Annotated in this window: 26 protein-coding genes; 14 read left to right on the forward strand and 12 right to left on the reverse strand. The window is 68.1% G+C overall.

The features are described from left to right. Positions 1–43: 43 nt before the first annotated feature. Both NA3_RS26310 and NA3_RS26315 read left to right on the forward strand, forming a co-directional pair. Positions 44–745 carry an NADPH-dependent F420 reductase gene (locus NA3_RS26310; RefSeq protein WP_218021900.1) on the forward strand — a complete coding sequence of 234 codons (702 nt, stop codon included), beginning with the start codon at positions 44–46 and terminating at the stop codon, positions 743–745. Positions 746–1,017: 272 nt separating this feature from the next. Further along, positions 1,018–1,437: a group I truncated hemoglobin gene (locus NA3_RS26315; protein ID WP_062966291.1), complete on the forward strand. Its 420-nt coding sequence runs from the start codon at positions 1,018–1,020 to the stop codon at positions 1,435–1,437. A 233-nt stretch (positions 1,438–1,670) separates the two neighbouring features. Here NA3_RS26315 and NA3_RS26320 read toward each other — a convergent pair whose 3' ends face one another. Continuing rightward, a complete protein-coding gene (locus tag NA3_RS26320) occupies positions 1,671–2,414 on the reverse strand; it encodes a MerR family transcriptional regulator (RefSeq protein ID WP_062966292.1) in 744 nt (247 codons plus the stop codon). Between the two features lie 47 nt (positions 2,415–2,461). Between NA3_RS26320 and NA3_RS26325 the strand changes: the two genes are divergently transcribed. After that, entirely contained in the window at positions 2,462–2,935 is a 474-nt protein-coding gene (locus NA3_RS26325; protein WP_062966293.1) for a DUF6194 family protein, read from the forward strand. 22 nt (positions 2,936–2,957) lie between these two features. On the opposite strand, the gene NA3_RS26330 is transcribed toward NA3_RS26325, so the two are convergent. Continuing rightward, positions 2,958–4,220: an amidohydrolase gene (locus NA3_RS26330; RefSeq protein WP_062966294.1), complete on the reverse strand. Its 1,263-nt coding sequence runs from the start codon at positions 4,218–4,220 to the stop codon at positions 2,958–2,960. Next, positions 4,220–4,888 carry a trimeric intracellular cation channel family protein gene (locus NA3_RS26335; protein ID WP_062966295.1) on the reverse strand — a complete coding sequence of 223 codons (669 nt, stop codon included), beginning with the start codon at positions 4,886–4,888 and terminating at the stop codon, positions 4,220–4,222. The genes NA3_RS26330 and NA3_RS26335 overlap by 1 nt, the downstream gene beginning before the upstream one ends. A 304-nt stretch (positions 4,889–5,192) precedes the next feature. On the opposite strand from NA3_RS26335, the gene NA3_RS26340 reads away from it, so the two are divergent. Further along, positions 5,193–6,911 (forward strand): purine-cytosine permease family protein, encoded by a 1,719-nt coding sequence (locus NA3_RS26340; RefSeq protein WP_062966296.1) that lies wholly within the window; start codon positions 5,193–5,195, stop codon positions 6,909–6,911. Between the two features lie 81 nt (positions 6,912–6,992). Here the strand turns inward: NA3_RS26340 and NA3_RS26345 are convergent, their stop codons facing one another. Then, positions 6,993–7,427: a nuclear transport factor 2 family protein gene (locus NA3_RS26345; RefSeq protein ID WP_062966297.1), complete on the reverse strand. Its 435-nt coding sequence runs from the start codon at positions 7,425–7,427 to the stop codon at positions 6,993–6,995. A gap of 93 nt (positions 7,428–7,520) precedes the next feature. On the opposite strand from NA3_RS26345, the gene NA3_RS26350 reads away from it, so the two are divergent. Continuing rightward, positions 7,521–8,006: a MarR family winged helix-turn-helix transcriptional regulator gene (locus NA3_RS26350; protein WP_062966298.1), complete on the forward strand. Its 486-nt coding sequence runs from the start codon at positions 7,521–7,523 to the stop codon at positions 8,004–8,006. Between the two features lie 3 nt (positions 8,007–8,009). Here NA3_RS26350 and NA3_RS26355 read toward each other — a convergent pair whose 3' ends face one another. Next, positions 8,010–9,101, reverse strand: coding sequence for a substrate-binding domain-containing protein (locus NA3_RS26355; RefSeq protein ID WP_062966387.1), 1,092 nt, complete (start codon positions 9,099–9,101; stop codon positions 8,010–8,012). Between the two features lie 66 nt (positions 9,102–9,167). Between NA3_RS26355 and NA3_RS26360 the strand changes: the two genes are divergently transcribed. Beyond that, positions 9,168–9,632, forward strand: a complete 465-nt coding sequence (locus NA3_RS26360; protein WP_062966299.1) for a MarR family winged helix-turn-helix transcriptional regulator — start codon at positions 9,168–9,170, stop codon at positions 9,630–9,632. A 27-nt stretch (positions 9,633–9,659) separates the two neighbouring features. Here NA3_RS26360 and fmdA read toward each other — a convergent pair whose 3' ends face one another. Beyond that, positions 9,660–10,913: a formamidase gene (fmdA, locus tag NA3_RS26365; RefSeq protein WP_062966300.1), complete on the reverse strand. Its 1,254-nt coding sequence runs from the start codon at positions 10,911–10,913 to the stop codon at positions 9,660–9,662. A gap of 16 nt (positions 10,914–10,929) precedes the next feature. Beyond that, positions 10,930–11,205 (reverse strand): FmdB family zinc ribbon protein, encoded by a 276-nt coding sequence (locus NA3_RS26370; RefSeq protein WP_062966301.1) that lies wholly within the window; start codon positions 11,203–11,205, stop codon positions 10,930–10,932. Between the two features lie 279 nt (positions 11,206–11,484). On the opposite strand from NA3_RS26370, the gene NA3_RS26375 reads away from it, so the two are divergent. Together NA3_RS26375 and NA3_RS26380 are read left to right on the forward strand one after the other, a co-directional pair. Then, entirely contained in the window at positions 11,485–13,224 is a 1,740-nt protein-coding gene (locus NA3_RS26375) for a hypothetical protein (RefSeq protein ID WP_227995308.1), read from the forward strand. Between the two features lie 53 nt (positions 13,225–13,277). Beyond that, entirely contained in the window at positions 13,278–13,904 is a 627-nt protein-coding gene (locus tag NA3_RS26380) for a DedA family protein (protein ID WP_062966303.1), read from the forward strand. Positions 13,905–13,910: 6 nt separating this feature from the next. Here the strand turns inward: NA3_RS26380 and NA3_RS26385 are convergent, their stop codons facing one another. Both NA3_RS26385 and NA3_RS26390 read right to left on the reverse strand, forming a co-directional pair. After that, on the reverse strand, positions 13,911–15,017 hold the full coding sequence (locus NA3_RS26385; RefSeq protein ID WP_063917755.1) for a 4Fe-4S binding protein: 1,107 nt from the start codon (positions 15,015–15,017) through the stop codon (positions 13,911–13,913). A 157-nt stretch (positions 15,018–15,174) separates the two neighbouring features. Further along, positions 15,175–15,813 (reverse strand): TetR/AcrR family transcriptional regulator, encoded by a 639-nt coding sequence (locus tag NA3_RS26390; RefSeq protein ID WP_062966304.1) that lies wholly within the window; start codon positions 15,811–15,813, stop codon positions 15,175–15,177. Between the two features lie 91 nt (positions 15,814–15,904). Between NA3_RS26390 and NA3_RS26395 the strand changes: the two genes are divergently transcribed. Together NA3_RS26395 and NA3_RS26400 are read left to right on the forward strand one after the other, a co-directional pair. After that, entirely contained in the window at positions 15,905–17,203 is a 1,299-nt protein-coding gene (locus NA3_RS26395) for a glycosyltransferase (RefSeq protein ID WP_062966305.1), read from the forward strand. A gap of 543 nt (positions 17,204–17,746) precedes the next feature. Beyond that, entirely contained in the window at positions 17,747–19,171 is a 1,425-nt protein-coding gene (locus NA3_RS26400) for an FAD-binding oxidoreductase (RefSeq protein WP_062966306.1), read from the forward strand. A gap of 14 nt (positions 19,172–19,185) precedes the next feature. Here the strand turns inward: NA3_RS26400 and NA3_RS26405 are convergent, their stop codons facing one another. Beyond that, on the reverse strand, positions 19,186–19,704 hold the full coding sequence (locus NA3_RS26405) for a methyltransferase family protein (protein ID WP_062966307.1): 519 nt from the start codon (positions 19,702–19,704) through the stop codon (positions 19,186–19,188). Between the two features lie 88 nt (positions 19,705–19,792). On the opposite strand from NA3_RS26405, the gene NA3_RS26410 reads away from it, so the two are divergent. After that, a complete protein-coding gene (locus tag NA3_RS26410; RefSeq protein ID WP_062966308.1) occupies positions 19,793–20,272 on the forward strand; it encodes a MarR family winged helix-turn-helix transcriptional regulator in 480 nt (159 codons plus the stop codon). Here the strand turns inward: NA3_RS26410 and NA3_RS26415 are convergent. Further along, positions 20,232–21,326, reverse strand: a complete 1,095-nt coding sequence (locus NA3_RS26415; RefSeq protein ID WP_062966309.1) for a DUF2332 domain-containing protein — start codon at positions 21,324–21,326, stop codon at positions 20,232–20,234. The genes NA3_RS26410 and NA3_RS26415 overlap by 41 nt on opposite strands. Before the next feature lie 54 nt (positions 21,327–21,380). Between NA3_RS26415 and NA3_RS26420 the strand changes: the two genes are divergently transcribed. From NA3_RS26420 to pip, 3 genes are all read left to right on the forward strand, one after another. Further along, the gene (locus NA3_RS26420) at positions 21,381–22,565 is read left to right on the forward strand and encodes a citrate synthase (protein ID WP_062966310.1); all 1,185 of its coding nucleotides are present in this window, start codon (positions 21,381–21,383) and stop codon (positions 22,563–22,565) included. Between the two features lie 86 nt (positions 22,566–22,651). Then, entirely contained in the window at positions 22,652–22,990 is a 339-nt protein-coding gene (locus NA3_RS26425; RefSeq protein ID WP_062966311.1) for a hypothetical protein, read from the forward strand. 37 nt (positions 22,991–23,027) lie between these two features. Further along, positions 23,028–23,987 (forward strand): prolyl aminopeptidase, encoded by a 960-nt coding sequence (pip, locus tag NA3_RS26430; RefSeq protein ID WP_062966312.1) that lies wholly within the window; start codon positions 23,028–23,030, stop codon positions 23,985–23,987. Between the two features lie 17 nt (positions 23,988–24,004). Here pip and NA3_RS26435 read toward each other — a convergent pair whose 3' ends face one another. Further along, positions 24,005–25,369 carry a CYTH and CHAD domain-containing protein gene (locus NA3_RS26435; protein ID WP_063917758.1) on the reverse strand — a complete coding sequence of 455 codons (1,365 nt, stop codon included), beginning with the start codon at positions 25,367–25,369 and terminating at the stop codon, positions 24,005–24,007. Positions 25,370–25,451 lie beyond the last annotated feature (82 nt).

Consider the following 25,451-nt stretch of genomic DNA (forward strand, 5'->3'; position numbering starts at 1 on the left):
TGTCCTACCGTAGCGCCGGATCGACAAATCGAAGGAGCACACGATGCGTATACGAATCACGATTCTCGGCACCGGCACCTTGGCCGAGGCACTGGGCCGCCGATGGGCGCACGCCGGTCACGAGATCACGGTGGCCGGTCGCTCGGTGGAGAAGGCCCGGCAACTCGCGCAGCGGCTGGGTGCGGGCGCGCGAGCGGTGCCGCTGGCGGCGATTGCGGCGGGCGCCGGATCGGAGGCAAACCCCGGCACAGCAGCCTGGGCCGGCGCGGATGCGGTGCTGCTGGCGGTGGCCTATACCGGCGTGGAGGAGATTTTCCGCGCGGTCGGCGCGCCCGGCGGCGCGCTGTCCGGACTCACGGTCATCGACGCGACCAATGCGGTCGACCACGGCGTCGGCGTACTGCGCGTGCCGCCCGGGACCTCACATGCGCAGCGCGTCGCGGAACTGACGCCGGGCGCGCGGGTGGTCAAGGCGTTCCATCTGTTCCCGAGCGAACAATGGGCCGCAGCCGAATCCGCCGATACCGGAACTACCAACCTGCCGCCGTCGGTCACGATCTGCGGCGACGACGCGGCCGCCCTGCGCACCACCGAAGAACTGGTCCGCGACGTCGGCGCCGAACCGGTGGTGCTGGGCGGTCTGGACCGCGCACGTCAGCTGGAGGAGGCCGCCGGTTTCGTCATCTCGCTGGCCTTCTCGGGCGTGGATCCCAGCCGGGCGGTACCGGCCATGCCGACCTCGTAGTTCCGTGCGCCGCGGAGGTTTGCGGTTCCGGCGTCACGGCGCCGGGCTCGCGCATCGGGATACGGGGCGGCCGGTCACACCGCGCGCACGAATCGAGGCCGCCGGCCGGTCGCACATCCGGACCGGCCCGCTCCCTCGTCACCGCAGCGAGAGAAACCTCGCAGCCCACCCGCGGTGCAGGTGAGATCGGAGCAACCGCCTTTCTACACAGGGCAACCCGTCGGCGACACACAACTAACGGAGGTGAAACACGCCGCTGATTTCCTGTTTTCATGCGAATCTCGTCACTTTTCTCGAAATCGTCCGCAGCCCCGTCCGCGCCCGCCCCGTCGATCTACGAGCAGATCGGCGGACACGAAGCACTGGAAACCGTCGTCGAGGACTTCTATATCCGGGTCCTCGCCGACGAAGACCTCGCCGGCTTCTTCACCGGCACCAACATGTCGAGGTTGAAGGGCCGCCAGGTGGAATTCTTCGCCGCCGCCCTCGGCGGACCCGAACCGTACACCGGCGCCCCGATGAAGCAGGTCCACCAGGGCCGCGGCATCACCATGCACCACTTCACCCTCGTCGCCGGCCACCTCACCGATGCCCTCACGGCCGCCGGCGTCCCGGAGCCGACCGTCGGCGAAATCATCGGCGCTATCGCCCCTTTGGCACCGGACATCGCCTCCGACGCACCCGTCTCGTGAGCGGCACTCGCGGCTGATCGGTGAGAGAGCCACACTTCTCTACGCCGCCGACCCGCTCACCCGGCACCGCGAATTTCAGCGAGACATCGCCGCGCAGAGGACCGCGCTGGATCGGCCGCCGCTCGCTCCTGCTCCGCGCACAGGATCGACGGCGGCCGAACATCCGGGCCGGGCAGTCACGGGCAGACGACCCGTGGGCGACCCCGAAACGAGACGCATCGACCGGCGACCGCTCACCCGATCTCCGGGGAGTCGTCGCCGGACGGGGCGACGATCCGGAACAACAGGGCGGCCGCCTCGAACAACGCCCAGGAGCGCGCGTCCAGTTCGACCTCCCGTGCGGCGAGTGCGGCCGCCACGTCACCACCTCGAAAGGCACGCAGGGCAGACAACAGGTCGCGCAGCGCCGGAATGCGATATCCGGCGAGCCGGAGCTGATGCGCGATCCGCGCATCCCGCACATCCTCCGGCGCGTACAGCCGCGCCCCGCGCGCACCGGCCCGGCCGGGCACGACCAACCCCTCCGCATCCCAGTGCCGCAATGCCGACGCCCGCACACCGAGCGCCTCCGCCAGCTCGGACACCGTCATCGAGTCGGCAGACCTCGCATCCCCGATCGGTTCCTCCGCGATCGCTTCGGCCGCTCGCTGCGCCAGCCGCAGTTCCCGCCGCTGCGCATCGAGGCGCGCGTGCGCGGCGTCCAGCAGCGCGGGCACGTGCTGCCCGGAATGTGCCGCGCGCAGAACGACTTTCGCTTCCGCGGGCCCGACCGCCGCCGCCAGCAGCCGATACGCGCGGGCGGACAGCACATGCACCGCACCGTAGGTGCGATATCCGGACGGACCACGCTCGACCGCGGGCAGCACACCGTCCCGTTCGAGGTTTCGCACCTGTTGAACGGAACAGCCTGCCCGCCGCGCCACATCCGCAGTCCGTAGAACAGCAGATTTGCGACTCGTCACTCGCCGACCTGCCATTTCGATGGGCGAAGTCTCCACAAGCACATGAATGAAACGCTAGAGCAATGGAGATCAACGAGATCATCGAATACGTCGGCAACCTCGGCGGCGTCCTGACGCTGAGCCCCCGGCCCGGCGACGGCACCCCCGAAATCAGCTGGGGCGACAGCTTCTTCTACTACGCCCCCGACGGCGTAGTCCCCCGCACCCAGCCCTTCGCCACCATCGTCACCAAGGACTACCCGGACGACGAATCATCCCGCCTGGACCGCCCGAACACCTTCCGCCTCAACATCTTCGCGGGCAAAGAGGCATTCAACAAGGTGACCGGCCACACCCCGCGCGACCACGCCGCGATCCCGGCCGACCCGAGCATCGCCGACACCCTGTTCCCCCACCCCGTCTACGGCGCACAGGGCTGGCTCGCCGTAGTGAACCCGGGCCCGCGCACCGCCACCACCGTCACCGACCTCCTCCGGCGTGCCCACCACATCGCCCGCAGCCGATACGAGCGCCGAGAATCCCACGCGGACAACTGATCCCGTCGAGGACGACCGTGACCTACCGTCCCAGCCACGCCAACGCGGCCACGACCAGTGCTTCCGTCCCTGTCCGCAGCGTGGGTTCGATGACGGGTGCGAAGGACGGCGAGTGGTTCACCGGGATGTCCTGGGCTATCCGTCCCGCCTTCGCGGCTGCCCGGAACGTCTCCGGGTCGATGCCACCGACGCCCCAATAGGTGTACGGCACGCCGAGGGCGTTGGGGATATCGCTGAAATCCTCACTGGCACTCTGCTTCGGCAGTTCGACGGCGCGGTCGCCGAAGTGGGTGGCGAACGCGCCCGCGACCCGGCGGGTGGTCTCGGCGTCGTTGTCGGTCACCGGGAATCGGTCGAACAGCTCGAATTCCGGATCCTTGGGAGAGTTCGACGCCTGGCATTCGGCGGTGACGATCCGGCGGATCGCGTCGAGGATCGTGGTCCGCGTGGACTCGCTGTAGGTGCGCACATTCAGTTGCAGCACAGCGTGATCGGAGATGACGTTGCTCTTGGTTCCCGCGGTGATACTGCCGACGGTCAGCACCGCGGTCTCGGTCGGCGCCACCTCGCGCGAGACCACCATCTGCAACCGCAGCACGATCATCGACGCGAGGACAACGGGATCGACGGTCGCCTGCGGCATCGACCCGTGCCCACCGCGCCCGTACACGGTGATCCGCATGCTGTCGGCGGCCGCCAGCATCGGCCCACTGCCCGTTCCGACGGTCCCGGCCGGCGCGGGCAGCACATGCTGTCCCAGCGCGACATCGACCTTCGGCAGGAGCTCGGCCAGACCGTCCTCGACCATCCCGCGGGCCCCGTCGCCGACCTCCTCGGCGGGCTGGAACAGGGCGACGAGGGTGCCCTGCCACTGATCGGTGTGTTCGGCGAACAGTTGCGCCGCGCCGAGCAGGCAGGTCACGTGCACGTCGTGGCCGCAGGCGTGCATCACCGGCACCTCGTTGCCGCTGGGGTCGGTGGCGGAAACCGCGCTGGCGTAGGGCAATCCGGTCGCCTCCCGCACCGGCAGGGCATCGATATCGGCCCGCAGCAGCACACCGGAGCCCTCCCCGTTGCGCAGGATCCCGATCACACCGGTCCCGCCGACCCCCTCGCGCACCTCGTACCCCCACGACCGCAACTTGCCGGCAATCAATCCGGCGGTGCGATGCTCCTGATGCGACAGTTCCGGGTGGGCGTGCAGGTCGCGATAGAACTCGTCCTGCCACCCACCGATTCCGTCCAGCCCGGCCAATACCGCCGCTTCCTGCGCAGTCGAGGCCATCACCTCTCCTTTCGCCGTCCGTAACGCAACCGCTCCGGCCAACTCATCTGCTCCGGCAGCATCCATCCCCGCCATCGCGCCAGCAGGCACAACCCCGCTCCGACCACTGTCGCCGCGATCGAACCCGCCGTCACATGCCCCGAATACCAGATGATCACCAGTGTCGCACTGGCCAGCAGCGCACACGTGGCATACAGCGTGTTACCCCCGAAAATCGTCGGCACCCGTCCCACGGCGATATCGCGAACCACCCCGCCCCCGACCGCCGTCGTCGTCCCCAGCAACACCGCCGGCAGCCATCCGAGCCCGACTTCGAGCGTCTTCTGCGCGCCGACCGCCGCCCAGCAGCCCAGCGCCAGCGCATCCACCCAGGGGAACAGCCGGTCCCACAACCGGCCCTCGAACCGGAACACGAAGGCGATCAACGCCCCGAACAGGGCCGTCACCAGGTAGGTGTAGTCGACCAGCGCCACCGGCGTCCCCCGCTGCAGCAGCGTGTCCCGGATGATGCCGCCACCCAGCCCCGAAGCGGTTGCGAGCACGGCGAATCCGATCGGGTCGAACCGGAACGTCCGCGCCACCGCACCGCCGAGCATCGCGTTGGCGAACACGCCGGTCAGATCGAGAGCGCGCAGCAATTCGGGGACGGTATCCGACACTGCCGCCATCGACCCCGTTCCTTCCGCGATATCCGCCGCACCTATCGGCACGGTACCCGCCGGTCGGCGAATCGCCCGGCAACCGGCGGGCCCTCGTGGTGCCGGTTGCCGCGGTCCGGCCCGGCCGGTCGCGGAGCGACCGTCCGAACCCGCTTGTAACCAACAGATTGCCCGTTCGAAAAATATTCATTTGAACGTTGTCAAACGGAATCAGCTCTCCTACCTTGAGTTTTGCTGCTGATCGGATGACGTAGGACAGTGCGGTCGACAGAGTTCCGAAGCGTCGCAGCGTTCGTTGCAAGGAGATCTGACGATGAACACTTCCCCGACACCGCCGACCTCCGGCGTTCCACCGACGCGGTGGAACCGCTTCCAGGCGTGGGCCGCCAAGGACACCATCGAGGACTATTCGCTGCGTTATGCCCCGCGCACCTTCCGCCGCTGGACGCCGATGGCGTGCGGGGTCGCCGCGCTCGGCGGAATCGCTTATCTCGCCGACTATTCCATCGGCGCGTCCATCGCGGTCAGCCACGGCAGCGCGAGCGCGATCGTCGCGATTCTGGTGGCGGCGGCCACGATCTTCCTCACCGGCATCCCGATCGCCTACTACGCCGCGAAATACAACGTGGACATGGACCTGCTGACCCGCGGGGCGGGTTTCGGCTACTTCGGATCCACGCTCACCAGCCTGATCTACGCCAGCTTCTGTTTCATCTTCTTCGCGCTCGAGGGCGCCATCATGGCGCAGGCGATGAAGCTGACCTTCCACATACCGCTGCCGATCGGCTACATCCTGGGCTCGGTACTCATCATTCCCCTTGTGCTCTACGGGATGTCGGCGTTGGCGAAGTTCCAGGTATGGACCCAGCCGCTGTGGCTGGTGCTGTTCGTCGCGCCGATCGCGATGATCCTGATCGCCGATCCGCACGGCGCCGACGGCTTCCTGTCCTGGACCGGTGACGGCGGCAGCCAGCGGGTCGGCGCGATCGCCGTGGGTGCGGGGGCCGGCGTCGCGTTGTCACTGATCGCGCAGATCGGTGAGCAGGTCGACTACCTGCGGTTCATGCCGGAGAAGTCGGAGACTCCGCCGCTGAAATGGTGGTCGGCCGTGCTGCTGGCGGGGCCGGGATGGGTGATTCTCGGTGCGGCCAAGCAGATTTCGGGCGCCTTCCTGGCCTTCTACGTGGTCGATCAGGTCGGGTTCACCCGCGCGACCGAACCGATCGAGCAGTTCCTGGGCGGGTACGGTGCGGTTCTGCACAACCACGGCGTCGCGCTGGGCGTCGCGACGGTGATGGTGCTGCTGTCGCAGGTGAAGATCAATGTCACCAACGCCTATTCGGGTTCGCTGTCGTGGTCGAACTTCTTCAGCCGGGCCCTGCACATCCATCCGGGCCGGGTGGTGTGGCTGGCGCTGCACATCGCGATCGCGCTGACGCTGATGCTGTGCAATATGTTCTCGCTGCTCAACACCATCCTCGGCTTCTACTCCAATGTGGCCATCGCCTGGATCGGCGCGATCGTCGCGGATCTGGTGATCAACAAGGGCCTGCTGAAGATCAGCCCGCCGTACGTGGAGTTCAAGCGGGCGTATCTGTACGCGATCAACCCGGTGGGCTTCGTGTCGATGCTGGTGGCCTCGGCGGTCTCGATCGCCGCGTTCTTCGGCGCGTTCGGCGAGTTCTGCCAGGCGTGGTCGCCGTACCTCGCACTGGCCGTCGCGATGGTGCTGGCGCCGCTCATCGCGGTCGCGACGAAGGGCAAATACTATCTGGCACGCAAGAATCCGCTGCGCGAGGAGATCGAGCGAGAACCGCTGTGGGCCGGGCAGACGCTGCTCGACATCGTCGACGGCAAGCGCTACGAACTTCCCGACATGGTGCACGACTGCCCCTTCCATGGCGGCACGGTGTCCTCGCTGACGTGCACGCTCACCAAGGGCTGCCACGAACAGTGCCAGTCGGCCACCCATCAGGATCCGGTGGCCACCTCCGCCGACCTCGGCTTGCGCCAATCCTCACCGGCGCTGTAATCCTCGGAGCGACAGCGGGATTCGCGTGCGTGCCGGGGTGTCACGCCCCCGCACCACGTCTTCCGGTCCCGGTGCCGCGCCCTACAGCGCCCTGCTCAGCGCTTCGGTGAGAGCGACCGGCGTGATGTCGAGGCTGTCGAAGCGCCAGCCCTGTTCGGTGCGGCGTGCCCGATACCGGTGAATTCCGCCGGCGATCGCCTCGGTCTTGTCGTCGATGACGAAGACGGCCATGTCGTGGGCGCGCACCGTGGCGGTGTCGCCGTCCAGATCGATGACGATGTTGGTCTTGTTGTGCAGTGTCCGGACATAGGTGTCATGGCCCTTGCGGACCAGGGCGATGAGCTCCTCCCTGCCGGAGGACTCCCCGCGCGGCGATGTCACACGCACATCCGCGGTGAAGAGCCGGTCGGTCTCGTCGTAGCGGCGCTCATCGATCCACAGACTGTGGCGGGCGACCAGATCGGCGAGTTCGGCACGGTCGGCGAGTTCGCGGATCACGGTGTCGGTGCTGGTCATGCCATTCCCCAATTCGTTGGAGCTACTAACGTTTATGACACTAACGAATGTAGATCGTTAGTGCGACTAACGCAAGTGGGTTAGGCTCGCACCATGGAGACCGGCGACGACCTGCGCTTCGACCACGGCACCGAGACCCCCGAGCGGCTCAAGAGCCAGTTCGCGCGCCTGGTCGGCATGACGGCCGTTCAGGCGCAACGCCTTTCGCGCGAGGCGCTGCGCGCGGCACACGCCCGCAAGGACCATTTCGTCGTCCTCGCCGCACTCGCCGAGCTGGGCCCGGCGAGCCAGGCGGCCTTGTCCGGCCGCACTCGCATCTACAAGAGCGATCTCGTCGCCGTGCTCAACGACCTCGAAGCGGGCGGCTGGGCCCGCCGCGACCCCGACCCGGCCGACAAACGCCGCAACGTCATCAGCATCACCACCGCCGGTGAGCGCCGCCTGGCCGAACTCGATCGGGTCCTCGAGGGGGTCAACGAGCAGATCATGACACCCCTCGATCACGACGAACGCGCCCAGTTGTTCCATCTGCTGGGCCGCGTCAACGCCCACCTGGCCGGGCTACCGGACCAGGAATAGGCGCTACCGCCCCCGCGGTGTCAGATCCGCCAGCAGACCGAAGTCGAGCGCGTCCACCTCGGCCAGATACACCGGCTGCGTCGTGTGCGCACCGCGAACCCGCACCTCACCACGCGGACCCTGATAGCTGACCCGGGCAGCGGCACGCTCGATGGCGCCCACCTCGAGGCTGCGCGCCCGTTCGGCCAGCGCGGCCAGCAGAAGCATTCCCTCGTAACAGGATTCACCGATATTGTTCAACGTCGGCGCCTCCGCGCCGAACAGCCGCTCGTACCGCGCGCCGAACTCCATCGACGGCGCCGACGCGACGCCCTCGAGATATCCGCACGCCGTGAACAGACCGCGCGTGCCCGCGACACCGCTGGCATACAGCACATCCTCGCCGATCATCATGGCGAGCCGGATCCGGTCGCGGTCCAGGCCGGCACGCGCGTAGGCGCGATTGAACGCCGCGGCGTCGGCGCCGACCATCAGCATGAGCACCCCTTCGGCGGACGATGCCCGGATCGTGTCGAGCACCCCACGGAAGTCCCGGCCGCCGAGCGGCACGAATGCCGAGCCGACCAGCTCTATTCCGAGCACGGAGGCGAATTCCCTTGTCACGCGGGCGGTCTCGCGCGGCCAGACGTAGTCGTTGCCGACGACGCACCAGCGCCGGACACCGTATTCGGCGCGTAGCCACCGCAGTGCGGGAAACAACTGCCGATCGGGAGTCTCCCCCACCATGTACACCCCGGCCGCGTCCTCCCCACCCTCGTAGAACGTCGTGTAGATGTAGGGCACCCGTCCCGCCGTATGCGGGGTGATCGCGCGCCGGGCATCCGACAGATGCCAGCCGACCACCGCATCGACCGCACCGGAATTCACCAAACGCCGCACGCGAGCGGCCAGCACCGGCGGCGGAGCGCCGGCGTCGACGGCGTGCAGCCGTACCGGCCGGTCCAGAATCCCGCCCGCGGCATCGAGATCGGCGGCGGCGAGCATCGCACACGCTTCGCACGACGGCCCGAACATGCCCGCCGGACCACTGAGTGGGACCACGAGGGCGATATCCACGGTCGGCCGGCGCTCACCCGCCCAGTGCCCGTATGACATCGGAACCACCACCACCGTATATTTTCATCTGAAAATTACCCATACGGCGCTGTATACTCGTCTCCGATGGACGGTAGCAGCGCAGAAGACGCCCTGGAAGATTTCGCGCGCCTGTTACGACGCGCATCACAGCGGCTCGACGAGGCGATCACGGCGCGGCTCGGTGAGCCGACCGTCGCCCGCTGGCACGTGCTGGCGGCGCTGGGCGGCGGGACCGGCCTGTCGATGTCGGAGCTCGCCGAACTCACTCCGCTGACCGGCGCCAGCCTCACCCGGCTGATCGACGCGATGGTGTCGGACAATCTGGTGCACCGCAAGGTGGATCCGCTCGATCGCCGTCGCGTGCTCGTATCCCGCACGCGCCGTGGCACTCTCGCCTATCAGAAGATGCGGCGGAGCCTCGAGGGCAGCGCCCTCGAGACGATCCCCGCCGCCCGGCCGCAGCTGATCGGCGAGCTCACGACATTGCTCGACTTCCTGGGGGCCGAGCACTCCACCGCGGCGACCGGGGCGACCCGGCCCACCGGTTGATCGCGCCCTTCGCTCGATCACCGGACGTCAGCGCGCGGCGTGCGGCACCCCGGGACCGGGGTCGACGGCCACCGGACCAGCGGCCGTCGGAGTGACCGGGAAGTCGAAGATCGCCGTCGGAATGTACACCGTCGCACAGGCATTCGGGATATCGACCACTCCGGAGAACCGGCCCTCGATCGGCGCCGCCCCGAGGATCAGATACGCCTGCTCGCGGCTGTAGCCGAAAGAGCTGAGGTAGTCGATCGCGTGCAGACAGGCGCGCTGAAACGCCAATTGCGAATCCAGATACCGCTGCTGCCCGTCGAGAGTCACCGACGTGCCGGAAAATGCCAGGTACTCCGAATAGACCGGCCCCTCGTTGCCGGGCAGGAAGATCGCGTTCTCGGTGACGCCGTAGCGGCTCATCCCGTCCTTGATCAGGTCCACCCGCAGATCGATGTAGCCGCCCATCTCGATCGCCCCGCAGAAGGTGATCTCACCGTCGCCCTGGGAGAAGTGCAGATCTCCCACCGACAGGTTCGCGCCGTCGACGAACACCGGATAGAACACCCGGCTGCCCCGCGTGAAGTTCTTGATGTCCTGGTTACCGCCGTTCTCGCGCGGCGGGGCGGTGCGCGCGGCCTCGGCGGCGACCCGGTCGAATTCGGGGCCGGTCAGCGAACCGAGCACGGCATCGCGCGGCAGCGGCGGCAGCGCCAGCGGCGGTACCCGCTCGGGATCGGTGGCGATCAACGCGGCCTCGCGGGCGTTCCACGACGAGAGCAATGCCGTCGACGGCGCGGTACCCATCAGGCCGGGATGCTGGATGCCGGTGAAGCTGACGCCCGGGATGTGCCGGGAGGTGGCGGTGTGACCGCTGAAATCCCAGATCGCCTTGTACGCGTCGGGGAACTGCTCGGTGAGGAAGCCACCCCCGTTGTCGGTGGCGAAGATGCCGGTATATCCCCAACCCTGCCCGGCCAGCGGCCCGGAGTCCTCCTGCGGAATGGGTCCGATGTCGAGGATGTCGACGATCAGCAGGTCTCCCGGCCGCGCCCCCTCGATCGCGAACGGACCGGACAGGCAGTGCACGGTACTGAGCGGGGCGTCGAGGATGTCGGCCGCGGAGTCGTCGTTGACGATGGCGCCGTCGAACCATTCGCGGACGTGCACGCGAAATTCGTCACCCGGCTTCACCGTCGCCACCGCCGGGATGTCGGGGTGCCAGCGGTTGTGGCCGACGAGCGTTTGTTCGGTGAACTTCTTGCTGGAGTCGAGGGGAAAGATCAGTTCGGGCATGGCGGTTCGCTTTCGATCAGGGCCGCGGCAGGCGACGGTGGCGGGGGTCGGCGGTCGTCACGCGCGGTGCCCGGCCCGGCGGCACGGCGCCGACGACGGCCGGTTCGGATGCGGTGCGCGCGGTGGAGTCGAGCAGCCGGACGGCGGCCGAGCGCCGGACGAACCCGCCCCCGGGCCGACGCACCGCCGCCTGCGCGCACTGTGGGCACGCCACACTCGCGGGCGCCTCGGCCATGCGATAGGACCGGTCGAACACCCCGCATCCGCGACAGCTGAACTGATACAACGGCATGGACGCACCTCCGATTGCTTTCAGATGAAATATTTTCTGAACAGAATCTACGGCTCGGGGTGTTACCGGATCATTCGTCGCGGGTGAACTTCTCGTTTCGATGCCCGCGTGCCCTGTCACGCACCGGCACGCACGCGTTCCCCACCGCTGACCGCACTCGGCGGATTGACAGCCGTCGGCACACGGATTCAAGATCGACCGACTTCTGTCGAGGAATTCGCAAGTGCGCAAAAGCCGTTGCGCCGCTTGGCAACACCTTTCGAGTATGGGTTCTGGTGAATGGTTGAGGTAGTAGCAGCACGGCCGCAAACCTCCGGCCGGCAGCGGGAGAACGTCCGGCAGCGACGCGGGCGATCATGGTGGGGCGCGGCGGCCGCGGTGACGAGCGGCGTGCTGTTACTGGTGTGGCAGGCGGCGAAGTACGGCATCTGGCTGGTGGACGACGCCGGAATCACGTTCGCCTACGCGCGCAGTGTCGCCGAGGGCGCCGGGCCGGTCCTGCAACCCGGCGCGCAACCGGTCGAGGGATTCTCCGATCCCACCTGGCTCGCGGTGCTGGTGCTGGGCAAATGGTGCGGCTTGTTCGACTCCGGCTCCCTGTTCGGCATCCCGGACTTCGTCTTCTACCCCAAGGCGGTCGCGGCACTGTGCTGCGCCGGGATCCTCGTCTGCTGTTACGTCGCCGCGCGGCGGGTGTCGCGTTGGCCCGCGCTGGTGACGTTCGTCACCGCCGCCGTGCTCGCCGCGATTCCGTCGTTCGTCATCTGGTGTTTCTCCGGCCTGGAGAATTCATTGTTCGCGCTGGCGGCGAGCGCTCTGGCCGTCCGCCTGTTCCTGGCGGTGCTGGACGAGCGGTTGTGGACACCCGCGATGGCTGTGACGGCCGGTGCGATAGCGGCGTTCGCGGCGCTGACCCGGCCCGACGGCCTGATCTACCTCGCGGCCTATCCCCTGGTGTCGGTGATCCTGGTTCGCCGCGCCACCTGGCCTGTCGCACTTCGTCATGTGCTGTATTCCGCTGCGGCGTTCGCGATTCCGTTCGGGGCGTATCTGGCGTGGCGGATCAGCGAGTTCGGCCGGCTCGTCGCGAATACGGCGGTCGCCAAGAATCAGGCGATGCCGACCGTGCACGACCTGACCAGGGCGGGTGACCTCGTGCAGTACGCGGGCGCACCCGCCGTGGTCGCGGCCGTCGGTGTGGTCGGGTTCGCCCTGGCCGGGCCGGGCAGAATCCGCAACGGCCTTGTCGCCCTGCTGGTTCCGCTGGCTCTGGCGATTACGGGTTACTGTGTGCTGCAACCGGATTGGATGGGGCAGTTCCGGTTCGCCACTCCGGTGTGGGCGCTCGCCGCGCTGGTCGTCGTACTCTCGGCGACGGAGGTGCTGGCCCGGCTGCGCACCCGGGGAAGGGCACTGGTCGCGCTGACGCTGGTCGCCGCCATGATCCCCTCCGGTGTCGCCCTGGCCGACGCCGCCGAGTCCTACCGTGCGGATTCCGATATCCCGTTGTGCTGGATAGCGTTCCGCTTCGGGCGCTACTTCAACGGCTACGCCGACATCCTCGACCTGCAGCAGGGCACGCTACTGGCCCCCGACATGGGCGGAAGCGCGCTGACCTCCCGACTGCGGCTGATCGATATGGCGGGGCTCGCCGATGCGCACATCGCCGACATCTACGCGGGCAAGGCCGACGTCGGCCTCGCCGACTACGTGTTCGAGGACCTGAAGCCCACGTTCGTCCACACTCACGGCGTCTGGATGCGGAACGGCCTCACCGTCGATCCGCGCATGGACCGCGACTACTACCGGATTCAGCAGTCGCAGAACACGTCCAGTCCGGACGAGGACTGGGTCCGCAAGGACGTGGTGCGCGGCGACAAGCAGCTCGATCAACTGCGCCGGTACTCGAGCGAGGTCCTTCCGCACCTGTTGTCCGACTACCAGCGGACCGGTGAGTGCGGAACGGTGCTACGACCGGGTCAGACAGTCGAGCACAGCCGGGACGGAAGCGTTTCCTAGCGCGACCGACGCCGTATCCGGCCCCGAATCCGGCAAACCGTTACGGTTGTCCCGTGACCGGCACGTGGACCGCACTCAATCCGACGAGTGGGTCCTCGCTGCTGGCCAACTTCGGGGCGCTGGCCGTGCTGGCCGGCACCTTCGCCGAGTCGGGTCTGCTGGTGGTGGGGTTCTTCCTTCCGGGCGACACCCTGATCTTCCCCGCCGGCATCCTGTGCGCGGGCAGGGCTCATTCCGGTCCTCACCTCATCCTGTGGCAGGTATTGCTCTGCGCCGCAGTAGGTTCGATCGCCGGCGCCCAGGCCGGATACGCCTTCGGCAAGCACGGCGGCCGAGCCGTCCTCCATCGCACATCGAACCCTCGATTGCACACGGTCGTGGCTCGTGGCGAACGCTGGCTCGACCGGTACGGCGCGCGCCGGGCGATCGTGATCGGCCGATTCGTGCCGATGGTCAGGACGGTCATCAGCCCGGTGGCCGGGGTGCTCGACGTGCCCACCCGCACGTTCACGGTGTGGCAGATCGTCGGCGCGATCCTGTGGTCGCAGAGCCTGGTCCTGCTGGGCTATTGGCTCGGGGCGTCGATGCCCAACGTCGACAAGTACCTGCTGCCCGCGGTCGCGGTCATCGTCGTGGTGTCGCTGGTGCCACTACTCGGGCAACTGCGCAAACGCGCGTAGGCGAGCTCACCGCGGCGGCGTGCCGCGGCGCGGGCGCGGCCCGATCTGGTCGAGCAGATCGTTGACCTCGTCGCCGAAACCGTTGCCGACCGGCTTCGGCGTCTTGTTGGGGAATCGGCGCGTGACGTGTTCCTCGGCCGCGGATCCCGGCAGCACGTAGACGGTTTCCGCCTTGTTCTGCAACGGGCGCACCACCTCGTCGAGATGCGTTTTTCGGTCGTCGAGGAAGGCGCCGATCACATCTTCGCCGGCCGGGCACACGGCCATGCAGTAGCCGGCCTTGTAGTTGGGTTTGAACGACAGGCTCTGCCACATCGAGAACGATTCACCCCTCGTGACGCGCTCGCGGTAGTCGTCGCGGTCGGCGCTGTCGGCGACCGTTTCGGCCCAGTCGGTGAAGCCGCCCATGAACTCCCGGTAGTTGTGGGTGTAGCAGGCCTGGAAATCGAAACCACCGTCGTGGGTGATCGCACCGACCGGGCACGCGGAGACGCACAACTTGCATTCCAGACACGGGGTGAAGTCCAGCGCCGCACTCGGCTCGTCGACCACCGCGTCGGTCACCACGGTGCCGAGCAGGATGAAGTTGCCGAACTTCGGGTGGATGACGTTGCGGTGAATGCCCATGACGCCCAGACCCGCAGCCTCGGCCACCACCTTGTGCGCGAGCACCCACACCCGCCCCGGAAACTGTTCGACTTCCATCGGATATCCCGGCGCCGGATAGACCGCGCGGTAGCCGGCCTCCTCGAGGGCTCGGGTGATGCGCCGCGACACCACGTTCGTCTCGTCGTCGGCATGGTTGAACTCGGCGTTGGCGAGGCTGCGCATCGGGCTGCGCAGATTGTCGCGGTTCATCCGGATACAGAAGGCCACGAAGGTGCGCGCCGACGGCAGAATGCCGCGCGCGTGCTCGCGCTCCTCCGCCACCCTCGGGTCGTCGACGGACACGAAGCCCACGTCGTCGGCCCCGGCAGCGAGGCAGATCTCACGCAGCCGCGCGGCGGTCAGCACCGGATCGGGCGCCTTTCTCCCTTGTGCGGCAAGGTGTTTGACGGTCGGGTGCTCCGCGTAGCGCCCCGCCTCCGCCGGTTCCCGGTCGGTTGACGACATCGCGCCCCTCCTATCTCCACGAGACGTACGGCCTCGAAGAGATAGACGAATCCGGCGGCCGGAAATCATCGCCGGTAACCGCCACGGCCGCAGACGTTATGGAACCGCAACCTAGGACGAGAAGTGACAATCACTGCACAGCAACCGCTTTCGGATCTCAGCCCAGTTGACGCCGGACCGCGGCGACGAGCCACTCTTCGTAGCGTTCCATACTCCATCCGCCCTGCAGGACGAGTTGCTGGTGACTTTCGGGTGACCAGAGGAAGGACAGCTCGTCGGCCGCGGTTTCGGGATCGGTGTCGTCGCGGGCGATTCCGCGGTCGAGCAACATGCCGACCACGTTGCGATAGTCCTGCTTGCGGCGGGCCAGCAGTCCGGCCAGCGCCTCGGCGACGGCGGTATCGGCGTTCGCGGCACTCAGGAACTCCGTCCACAGCACGCTGGTGCGCGCGTTGGCCGCGGCGACGAAACTCGCGGCCGCCCGCAGGAACGCGTCGTGGTCGGCGATGGCGTTGACCTCGACCGCGGCGTCGCTGTCGGATACGGGCGCCTCCCCCTCCTCGCCCGCGAACGCCTGCTCGAAGGCGCCCAGCAGCAGAGTGCGCTTGGGGCCGTTGGCCTTCACGGTTTCGGTCGAGACTCCGGCGCGCGTCCCGATATCGGACAGCGAGGTGCCGCCGTAGCCGCGCTCCACGAAGCAGGCCGCCGCGGCGTCGAGCACACGGCGGCGGGTCGCCGCGGCTTGTTCAGTGCGCAGAGCGGATCGATAGGTCCGGGTGGCGGTCTTGTCAGTCATCTCAATTCCTAATTGACTACCCCAGCAAGGTAGTGAATACTTCATCGGTGTCACCAATCTTACTTCGCTTCACCCGTCGGAAGACCTGCCCATGACCTCCGTTCTCCTGACCGCCACTCCTGTGCGCAGCCATGTCACACCCCTGCTGTCCGTCGCGGAGGCTCTCGTCGCCGCGGGTGACCGCGTGCGGTTCCTCACCGGTACCCGCTTCCGCGACGACGTCCTCGCCACCGGCGCCGACTTCCTGCCACTTCCGCCGGAGGCCGACTACGACGATCGCGATATCGATGCCGCCTTCCCCGGCCGTCGCGGGCTGTCGGGCCCCGCGGGGATTCGATACGACATGATCGAGATCTTCCTCCGCCCGGTGCCCGCCCAGCTGCGAGCGGTCCGGGAGGCCATCGCCGCCGAGTCCACGGATGCCGTTCTCGCCGAGTCGATGTTCGCCGCCGCCGCGGTGCTGAGCGGTATTCCGCGCGCGGAACGACCGTTGTTGGTCAACCTGGGGATTCTGCCTCTGGCGCTGAAGCATCCGGATGTCGCGCCGTTCGGTCTCGGGATCGCACCGATGCCCGGACGGCTGGGACGTCTGCGCAACGCGATACTCACCCTCGGCGCCGAGAGGTTCGTGTTCGCTCCCGTCCAGCGCTTCGCGAACGAGATCGCGCGCGCCGAGACGGGGCGCGCACTGCCGCGCTTCTTCCTCGACTGGCCGGCCGGAGCCGACCACATCGTGCAGTTCACCGTCCCCGAATTCGAGTATCCCCGCCGCGGCTTGCCCGACACCGTGCATTTCGTCGGGCCGGTGGCCCGCTCGCGACCGTCTACGAGCCCGGTGCCGGAGTGGTGGGACGATCTCGCGGGCCGTCGCGTCGTGCACGTGACACAGGGCACGGTCGCCACCGGTGAATGGACGCTGGTCGAACCCACGGTGCGCGCACTCGCCGGCGACGACGTCATCGTCGTGGTCAGCACCGGCGGGCGACCGGTCGGCACGCTGCCGGGCGACCTGCCCGCCAATGTGCGTGTCGCCGAATTCCTGCCCTACGACCGGTTGCTGCCGCAGACCGACGTCTTCGTCACCAACGGGGGCTACGGCGGCGTGCACTACGCGCTCGAACACGGCGTGCCGATCGTGGTCGCGGGCCGCACCGAGGACAAGACGGAGGTCAGCGCGCGGGTGGCCTGGTCCGGCGTCGGCATCGACCTGCGCACCGACAATCCCACGCCGGACGAGGTCGCCGCCGCGGTCCGCACGGTGCTGACCGACGAACGTTATCGCCTGCGCGCCAAGGCGATCGGCGACTCGATCCGTCGATCACCCGGGCCAGGGGCCGTACACGAGATCGTCGCCGGCGCCGTGCGATCCGCCACTCAGCAGCGGGCATAAACATCGTCCGGTGATCAGATCGGGGGGCGGCGTTCGGGTTCGCGGGCCATAACGACCGCGCCGGCGAAGACCTGGTTGCGAGTCGTTGAGAGGCCGAAGCGGGATCCGGTCGGTCGCCACCCAGGCGTCCGGTGCATCGCAAACCGTTCGCGCGGCATCCTGTCGGCCCACGCTCGCTTTCCAAACCTCGTCTCCTGCTTCAGGAGTGCCGATCAGCGTCCGGTCGTGCGCACGCTGCGGGGCGCCGACGTCATCGACAGAGCGGCCTCGAGCACCGCCGTCGATGGAGACGATCCGCTCACGACAAACCCACCGGCAGCTCGACACCTTTTCGATCACCACAGCCGGGATGATCAGCGCATCCAGCCATTTCCCCGGTGACACACCGGTCATCGCCAGGCATCACATTTCTCGGGTTGCCCCACACGGCCAGTTCTCTTCGACCACATCATCTTTCACTTCATCCGGCCTGCATGTCCCACGGGCCGGACAATCCGTCGCGCCCGCATCGGGCCGCACCAGCCAACCCAACAAGGAGAAATCATGACCCTCCCGCACGATGCCCTCCACCGCGCGCACAGCAGCCCCGTCATCGACCGAAACGCCGAGTTACCGAACAACTTTCGTACCCTCGCCGACCTCGCGGCCGCCCTGACCGGCACCCTCGTTCGCCCCACCGATGCCGAATGGGATCAGGCCCGCGCCGCATGGCAACTGCTGGCCGATCAACGACCGATCGCCGTGGTGACCGCGGCGACGACCGACGACGTCGCACTCACCGTCCGCGCCGCCGCCGCACTCGGACTGCGCGTCGCACCGCAATCCACCGGCCACAACGCCACCCCGCTGGGCGACCTCGCCCGCACGATCCTGCTGCGCACCGGCGCACTCGACCGGGTCGAGGTCGACGCCGCCGCACGCCTCGCGCACGTCCACGCCGGTGCTCGCTGCGCCGACCTCACCGCGGCCGCGGCATCCGCCGGGCTCGTACCGATCGGCGGTTTCTCCGCCGACGTCGGCGTGGTCGGCCTCGTGCTGGGCGGCGGCCTGGGCTGGTTCGCCCGTTCACACGGCCCCGCCCGAGCCTCGGTCCTCGAGCTCGAACTCGTCACCGCCGACGGTGTGCTCCGGCGCGTCCGAGCAGGCGACGACCTGTTCGATTCGGCCCTCGCCGGCGCCGATATCGCCGTGATCACCGCCCTCACGCTGCGTCTGCACGCCATCGGTGACGTGGTCGCCGGCGCCCTGTTCTGGCCGGTCGAATCGACCCGCGACATCTTCCACAGGTGGACGCGATGGACCGCGACGGTTCCGGAGACGGTGACCTCCGTGGCACGAGTACTGCGCTTCCCCGACGCACCCGACGTGCCGCCGATGTTCGCCGGGCGGACGTTCGCGATCATCGAGGCCGTGGTGCAAGCCGACGCGGCCACGGCACACGATCTGCTGACTCCGCTGCGTGAATTGTCCCCTCTGGTCGACACATTCGATGTCGTCGCACCGTCGACGTTGGCCGGACTGCATATGGATCCGCCGGTTCCCGTCCCGGCGCTCGCTCACAGCGCGCTGCTCCGGACGCTCACCGCAGATGTGGTGGACGCGATCGTCGCAGCGGTGACCGACGGTCCCGCCGACACTCTCACCTCGGTCGAACTACGCCACCTCGGTGGCGCCCTCGACCGCACCGACACGAGCCCGACCCTCGGATCCGCGGCATTATTGTTCGCTGTCGCCGTAGCTCCCACCCCGGCCGCGGCCGAAGCGGCCACGACCGGCTTCCAGGCGCTGACCGATGCGGTCGCCGCCGTGCGCTCCGATCGCGACATCAGCAGCTTCACCGAGAGCGCCACGCCCCCGGAACGTCTGTTCGGCAGCGACCTGCCACTGCTGGTCGCCGCGAAGGACCGCTGGGACGCCGCGGACGTGATCCACGCCAACCATCCAGTGCGAGCTCCGTTCGCGGACTGAGGGTTTCGAGCGGATCACACCGACAGTCCGTCACTCCCACCGCCCCGGCTGCCGGAGGGGTGCAGCCGGGGCACCCACGCCGGAACAGCGGCCCGGTATTTCTCGTATTGCTCGCCATACCGCGCCGTCAGGGTCGGCTGTTCGTAGGTAACCACGAACAGAGCCGTCACCGCCCAGATCAGAGCAGCGTAGAGCAGCAGCGCAATCTGGCCGAACAGCAGCGATTGGCCGGCGATGATCATGACGACACCGAGGTACATCGGATTTCGAACATAGCGATTGAATCCACTCACCACCAGCGTCTCGGTGGGCGCGATCGGCGCGGGTGTCCCTGCGGCACGGGCGAATTCGATGAACGCGCCGATCAGCGGGATCAGTCCCGCTCCGATCATCACGGCGCCCGCGATCTGCACGGCGAGCCAGGTCTGATGGAACTCCCAGCGCGAGATCCACCACGGAATCAGACCCGCGACGGTGCCCGGGGCAGCGGCGAAGAAGACCAGAGTGCCGACGGCGGCATGGCGTTCAGGCATGACAACCACCTCATTACGCAGGATGCCTGCCTAAATTGTAGGCAGGTAACCTGCATACTGTCCAGGGGCATATTCGGGAGGTGGGCCAGTGAATCAGCCGCTCGTCGCACTATTGCGCGGCATCAGCGCAGCCATCGTCAGCGAACTCGTGACGACACTGCACGCCGCCGGCTATCCCGACATCACCGCCGCCCACCACCCGGTCTTCTACAACATGGACGCGGGCGGAACCCGCCTCACCACTCTGGCCGCCCGCGCCGGCATCACCCATCAATCGATGGGCGAACTCGTCGCCGGCCTCATCGACTTGGGATACCTTGCGCGACAACCGGACCCGTCGGATCGTCGCGCCCGGCTGATCGTTCTCACCGAGAAGGGCACGCGCGCCGTCCGGGTCGCTCGCGCCGCCGTCTCCGACATCGACCGAGCGTGGTACGCCCGGCTGGAGGCCGCAGGGATTCAGGGTGATCTCCGGACCGCTCTCAGCGCCGCCCTTCGGGAAGCACAACAGAACTCCCAGACCACGGTCAGCTCCGCCGAGTACCGGGATCGTCGGGCGGATAAGTGAAGGCCGGAATACCGTGGGGCATCGCGCGGGCGAGGATCACCGGCTCGCCCTTGCCGATCCGGACGGTGAGCCGGAACCCGTTGCGGTCGTCGGAGTTGTTCTGGGGTTCGAAAGCGACACAGGCGAATCCGGCGTCGGCGCGCGAGGCGGCGGCCAGTCGGTCCAGTTCGGCGGTGACCGCCCGCCATTCGTCCCTGCCGACGTATTGGCGCATCACCGAATGCCAGACGACGGTCAGCGTGCCGGGCTCCACGTCGATCCCGGCGAGGAAGTCGCGGGCGCCGGTCACGGCGATGTCGACCGGGATCTTCTCGGCCAGGCGCAACGCTCCGTCGAGGCGGGCCGCACGTGCCTGCTGATCCGGCCAGACGTAGGCGCGCAATGCGAGTGCATCGCGCGGCGACAGCGGATCCAACGGCGTCGGATCGCACCCGCGCCGCTCGACGACCGTGAGCCGCGGATGGCGTCGCACGGCGCCGGCCAGCCACTCGGGGACCGGTCCGCGCCACGCGTCGGCGATCGTGACCGGTGAATCCCGCGGTCCCCAGCCGATATCGCCGCTGTCCCAACGGAAGTGGTCGGCACGCAGGTTGAGTCCGCCGCTCGCGCCCAATTCGAGCAACCGGATCGGCAGCGGCGCCGCATCGACCGCCGCGAGCAGTCCGGCCAGCAGCGGAACGGCCCGGCCGACCTCGTTGGTCTGTGGCGGACGAGTCAGCCAGTCGCGAATCCACTCGGCCCGATCGGTCACGACCCGCCGGAACGCAGCCCACGCGCCGGCGGGATCCTGGACGCGCACCGGCGCACCCGAGCTGGGATAGAAGGGGGCGAGATCGGTTGCGGCGCCGGACAATACCAACGCGTGCACGCCGGCCAGCAAGCGCAGCGGCACCGCGGAATCGAAGTCGATGTGCTCGTAGCCCTCCAGAACCGCGGCGCAGGGTCCACGATCGGCGATATCGCGCGCGATGTCGCGCAGCAGGGAGCCGTACAGCGGTGAACCGAGTTTGTCGCAGGCCTTGGCCTGCAGCTCGAATTGCGATACCAGGTGCATGAGTGAACTGTGCGCCCCGTCCCCGCCGTAATCAATATTGATTATGGTCAACCCATGGAGTGGATAGACACCGCCGAGGCCACCGAACGGCTCGGGGTGAAGCCCGCGACCCTCTACGCCTATGTCAGCCGGGGCGTGCTGAAACGCCGCTACGACCCGGGCCGACGGCGCAGCCTGTTCGATCCGGCCGAGATCGAGAAGCTGGCCAGGCGGGGTAAACCGCGCCGCAAACCCGCGCCGACGGAGATCGACATCGCCTCCCGCGTCACCACCCTGGGCATCGACCGGCCGTATTTCCGCGGTCGCGACGCCGTCGATCTGGCCACATCGCACACCTTCGAGGCCGTCGCCGAATGGTTGTGGGACGGCGACCTCACCGACAGCGGCCCCTGGGAATCCTCCGACAAAGCGGTGGCCGCAGCACGCGCCACGCAGGCCGGCCTGCCCGAGGGCCTGCTGCCGATCGACCGGCTGCAACTCATCGTGACCACCTTGGCCGTCGGTGATCCCTTGCGTTTCCACCGCGACCGCGCGACCGTCGTCACCATCGCCCGCGCCGTGATCGCCGGCATGATCGAGGCCCTCCCGCAGCTGTCCACCCCGGTCGGCCGATCCGCTGCCGCGATGCTCTGGTCCCGGCTGTCGGCCACCGAGCCTGCCGGCGACGACCAGTTGCACATCCTTTGCGCGGCAATGGTTCTGCTGGCCGATCACGAGCTGGCGTCCTCCACCTTCGCGGCCCGGATCGCGGCCTCGGCGCACGCCGACCCCTATGCGGTGGTCGGCTGCGGCCTGGCGGTGCTCGGCGGGCCGATGCACGGCGGCGCCTCGCTGGCGGTGGAGCGAATGCTCGCCGAAATCGCCGATCCCGGCGCCGTACCTCAGGCGCTGGACGAGCGTCTGCGCCGCGGTGAACGCATTCCCGGTGCCGGCCACGCCGTCTATCGATCCGGCGACGCGCGCGGCACGTATCTGGTGGACGCGATCCGCACACTCGTCCCGGATCATCCGACTCTCGTTGTGGCCGACGCGGTTTCAGCGGAACTGCAACATCGACGCTTGCCCGCGATCAACAGCGATTTCGGACTCGGCGTGCTCGCCACGGTGTTCGGCATGATTCCCGGCGCGGGCGAAATCATCTTCGCCGTCGCGCGAACGGCGGGCTGGCTGGCCCATGCGATGGAAGAGTACGAATCCGGAACCCTCATCCGCCCGCGCGCCGTCCCGCGACACCGATGACATCACGAACCGGCGATCGGACAGCCGTAGCGGCTAAGATTCGAGGACACCCCCGAAGCGGCGCAAGACATACAGGGAGGGCAGCGATGCGAGAGGTCTTGGTCGCCGAGGTCCGGTCGGATGCACAGCCTCGGCGCAATCAGAAGGCGCGAGCGAGTGACAACTTCTCGTTCGCGACCGTGCCGCCGGAAGCCGAAGAACTGCTCTGGCGGACCGGACCCGGCACCGAAGTGATCAAGTTCAGCGTGATGGTCGACGTCCGGGCCAACTACGACCAGCGCGTCCTCTCGAATATCGTTTCCGGCGGCAGGACCCGCATGCCGCTGGAGCGAAAGTCGCTGTCCCGCCGCGGTTTCTACATCGCCGACCCGTCCGGCGCGACCCAGGAATTCGTCGTGCAGGTGTATGCCCTGCTCCCCGACTGAGTCGCCGACGCCACATGTTCGGCTAACCTCGGCAATCGTGCCGACGCCCTTTCCCCCGATCGACCCGTACGCCGACGGCCTGCTGGAGGTCGGCCAAGGAAACCACGTGTACTGGTGCACCAGCGGCAATCCCGCTGGGCGGCCGGCGTTGGTGGTGCACGGCGGGCCGGGCAGCGGCAGCAGTCCGGGGCCGCGAAAGACGTTCGACCCGAACATCTTCCGGATCGTGCAGTTCGATCAGCGCGGTTGCGGTCGCAGCATTCCGAGTGCCGCCGACCCGGATACCGACATGACGGTCAACACCACCGAGCACCTGATCGCGGATATGGAGCGGCTGCGCATCCATCTCGGAATCGACCGCTGGCTGCTGTACGGCGGATCATGGGGTTCGACGCTCATCCTCGCCTATGCCGAGCGGTACCCGGAGCGGGTCATCGGGATCGTGCTGGTCGGCGTCACCACCACCCGCCGCCGCGAGATCGATTGGCTGTACCGGGGTGTCGCGCCGCTATTGCCCGCGGAGTGGGAGCGATTCCGGGCCGTGCTGCCCGGCGACGGTGACCTGGTCGACGGTTACCGGCAGCTGCTGGAACACCCCGACCCGCAGGTGCGCCACCACGCCGCGATCGAGTGGTGCCGCTGGGAAGACGCGGTGATCGCACACGAATCCCTCGGCCGCCCAGGGCAATACAGCGCCAAGCCGGACACCGCGATGCTCACCTTCGTGCGGATCTGCACGCACTACTTCGCGCACGCGGGGTGGCTCGACGACGGTGTGCTGCTGCGTGAGGCCGGCCGGCTGGCCGGGATCCCGGGCGATCTGATCCACGGCCGTCTCGACCTCAGCGCACCGCTGGAAACCGCCTGGGAACTCGCGAAAGTCTGGCCGGAGGCTCGCCTGCACGTCATCGACGACTCCGGCCACACCGGTAGCCCCGCCATGAGCGACGCGATCGCCCGCGCCATCGCCCGCTTCGCGCACCCCGACGTCGGATAGACCCGCTTTTCGGCGACTTATCGCTCTCCGAGCCGCAGCGATTGCCGCACCTCCTCGGCGCGCTGTACCTCCCTGCCGTACAACAAGCCGTAGGTGAAGGCGTTCTCCCCGGCCAGGTGCGCCTGAACGCCGAGGTTGCGGACTTCGGCGCGGGCGACGACCGCGTCCTGGTGGACGCCGAGGGACTTCTGCAACTTCTTCATCCGGCGGGCCAGCTTCTTCTTGCCGGTCGCCTCGGCCGCGTAGCGGGTCCGCTTCGCGGCCTTACGCACCTCGTGCAGGCCGCGATCGGTGCCGAGCCGGCCGATGTTGTCGAACGCGCGGTCGACGCGGCGGCGGGTTTTGCGCAGCGCCTGCCGCTTCTTGCGCTTCAGCGGCAGTTGATGGCTTGTTTCGAGGCAGTCCAGCAGCGCGAAATACCGCTCGCTGTTCAGCGCCTCGAGCACGTCGGCGCGCGCCGCCGACCGGCGTGGGACGAAGGACTCCGTCAGCCGCCGGCGCACCTCGCCGATCACCAGTTCGTCCGGCAAAGCCCTGACCTCCGCGACGAGGTGATCGTGCAGAACCTCGAGGTCACGCATATCGCCGAGCACGCCGGAGAGCCACTTCAACTCGTTGCGCAGATCTCGCGAGCCCTTGAAGGCCTGCAGGATGCTGCGCAGCCGGCGTCCGGCCACCCGCATCTGGTGTATCGAGTCGGGGCTGCGCCGCCGGATCAGGACGTCCTGCTCGAGCATCCTGTCCGCCTGCTTGCGCATGTATCCCTGCACGCCCCGCTCGGGTGGGCGCTGCACCGGGCCGACACCGAGCACCCGCAGGGCCTTCGGCGGCGCATCCGACGGCTTGCCCAGTCTCTTCTCGACACTGTCGAACACATCCGGACCACCGCCCGCCAATTCGACCTCGATCTCCTCCCACGACATCACCGACGACGACTCACCGAGCGTCTGCCCCGACACACTGTCCGCCACGACCTCGGCCGCGACGTCGCCCCGATCGTCCACCAGCCGCCACTTCCGGCGTTTCGTCCGGATATGCGCCACGGGCGCCAGCGGCCGGCCCCGGGTGATCCCCGTGAGCATGTCGGTCAGTTCCTCCGGCGCCGACTTGCCCCCGCGCCCCAGCGGCACCTGAATCTCCTCACGGGTGTCCTCCCCCAACGGCAACTTCAGATGCCACCCCGCATCGTCCCCACCGGTCCGGCGCCGAAGCGTGATCCCCTTGTGCGCCAACCGCAGATCCGCGGTGTCATGGTAGACGGCGTCGAGCACCAGCTCCTCGGTCATCGGGTCGAGAGTCATACCGGGCACATCATCGAGCGGCACCCCACCCGTGATCGGCAACTGGTACTTCCGTTCCCTTTCATTCACGTGCGTGGCCATATGTTCCGGCTACCACGAATGGACGGTTTTAGTCCTGAATTCCTGGTCTACCGGCGGGAACGGTTCCCACACCGTGGCCACC

It is taken from the genome of Nocardia africana NBRC 100379, assembly GCF_001612635.1.
Classification (GTDB): domain Bacteria; phylum Actinomycetota; class Actinomycetes; order Mycobacteriales; family Mycobacteriaceae; genus Nocardia; species Nocardia africana.

Bases quoted from the DNA above. Each gene is read 5' to 3' on its own strand.
- NA3_RS26310 (WP_218021900.1), top strand. From the start codon at position 44: ATGCGTATACGAATCACGATTCTCGGCACCGGCACCTTGGCCGAGGCA.
- NA3_RS26315 (WP_062966291.1), top strand. From the start codon at position 1,018: ATGCGAATCTCGTCACTTTTCTCGAAATCGTCCGCAGCCCCGTCCGCG.
- NA3_RS26320 (WP_062966292.1), bottom strand. From the start codon at position 2,414: ATGGCAGGTCGGCGAGTGACGAGTCGCAAATCTGCTGTTCTACGGACT.
- NA3_RS26325 (WP_062966293.1), top strand. From the start codon at position 2,462: ATGGAGATCAACGAGATCATCGAATACGTCGGCAACCTCGGCGGCGTC.
- NA3_RS26330 (WP_062966294.1), bottom strand. From the start codon at position 4,220: ATGGCCTCGACTGCGCAGGAAGCGGCGGTATTGGCCGGGCTGGACGGA.
- NA3_RS26335 (WP_062966295.1), bottom strand. From the start codon at position 4,888: ATGGCGGCAGTGTCGGATACCGTCCCCGAATTGCTGCGCGCTCTCGAT.
- NA3_RS26340 (WP_062966296.1), top strand. From the start codon at position 5,193: ATGAACACTTCCCCGACACCGCCGACCTCCGGCGTTCCACCGACGCGG.
- NA3_RS26345 (WP_062966297.1), bottom strand. From the start codon at position 7,427: ATGACCAGCACCGACACCGTGATCCGCGAACTCGCCGACCGTGCCGAA.
- NA3_RS26350 (WP_062966298.1), top strand. From the start codon at position 7,521: ATGGAGACCGGCGACGACCTGCGCTTCGACCACGGCACCGAGACCCCC.
- NA3_RS26355 (WP_062966387.1), bottom strand. From the start codon at position 9,101: ATGTCATACGGGCACTGGGCGGGTGAGCGCCGGCCGACCGTGGATATC.
- NA3_RS26360 (WP_062966299.1), top strand. From the start codon at position 9,168: ATGGACGGTAGCAGCGCAGAAGACGCCCTGGAAGATTTCGCGCGCCTG.
- fmdA (WP_062966300.1), bottom strand. From the start codon at position 10,913: ATGCCCGAACTGATCTTTCCCCTCGACTCCAGCAAGAAGTTCACCGAA.
- NA3_RS26370 (WP_062966301.1), bottom strand. From the start codon at position 11,205: ATGCCGTTGTATCAGTTCAGCTGTCGCGGATGCGGGGTGTTCGACCGG.
- NA3_RS26375 (WP_227995308.1), top strand. From the start codon at position 11,485: ATGGTTGAGGTAGTAGCAGCACGGCCGCAAACCTCCGGCCGGCAGCGG.
- NA3_RS26385 (WP_063917755.1), bottom strand. From the start codon at position 15,017: ATGTCGTCAACCGACCGGGAACCGGCGGAGGCGGGGCGCTACGCGGAG.
- NA3_RS26390 (WP_062966304.1), bottom strand. From the start codon at position 15,813: ATGACTGACAAGACCGCCACCCGGACCTATCGATCCGCTCTGCGCACT.
- NA3_RS26395 (WP_062966305.1), top strand. From the start codon at position 15,905: ATGACCTCCGTTCTCCTGACCGCCACTCCTGTGCGCAGCCATGTCACA.
- NA3_RS26400 (WP_062966306.1), top strand. From the start codon at position 17,747: ATGACCCTCCCGCACGATGCCCTCCACCGCGCGCACAGCAGCCCCGTC.
- NA3_RS26405 (WP_062966307.1), bottom strand. From the start codon at position 19,704: ATGCCTGAACGCCATGCCGCCGTCGGCACTCTGGTCTTCTTCGCCGCT.
- NA3_RS26415 (WP_062966309.1), bottom strand. From the start codon at position 21,326: ATGCACCTGGTATCGCAATTCGAGCTGCAGGCCAAGGCCTGCGACAAA.
- NA3_RS26420 (WP_062966310.1), top strand. From the start codon at position 21,381: ATGGAGTGGATAGACACCGCCGAGGCCACCGAACGGCTCGGGGTGAAG.
- NA3_RS26425 (WP_062966311.1), top strand. From the start codon at position 22,652: ATGCGAGAGGTCTTGGTCGCCGAGGTCCGGTCGGATGCACAGCCTCGG.
- NA3_RS26435 (WP_063917758.1), bottom strand. From the start codon at position 25,369: ATGGCCACGCACGTGAATGAAAGGGAACGGAAGTACCAGTTGCCGATC.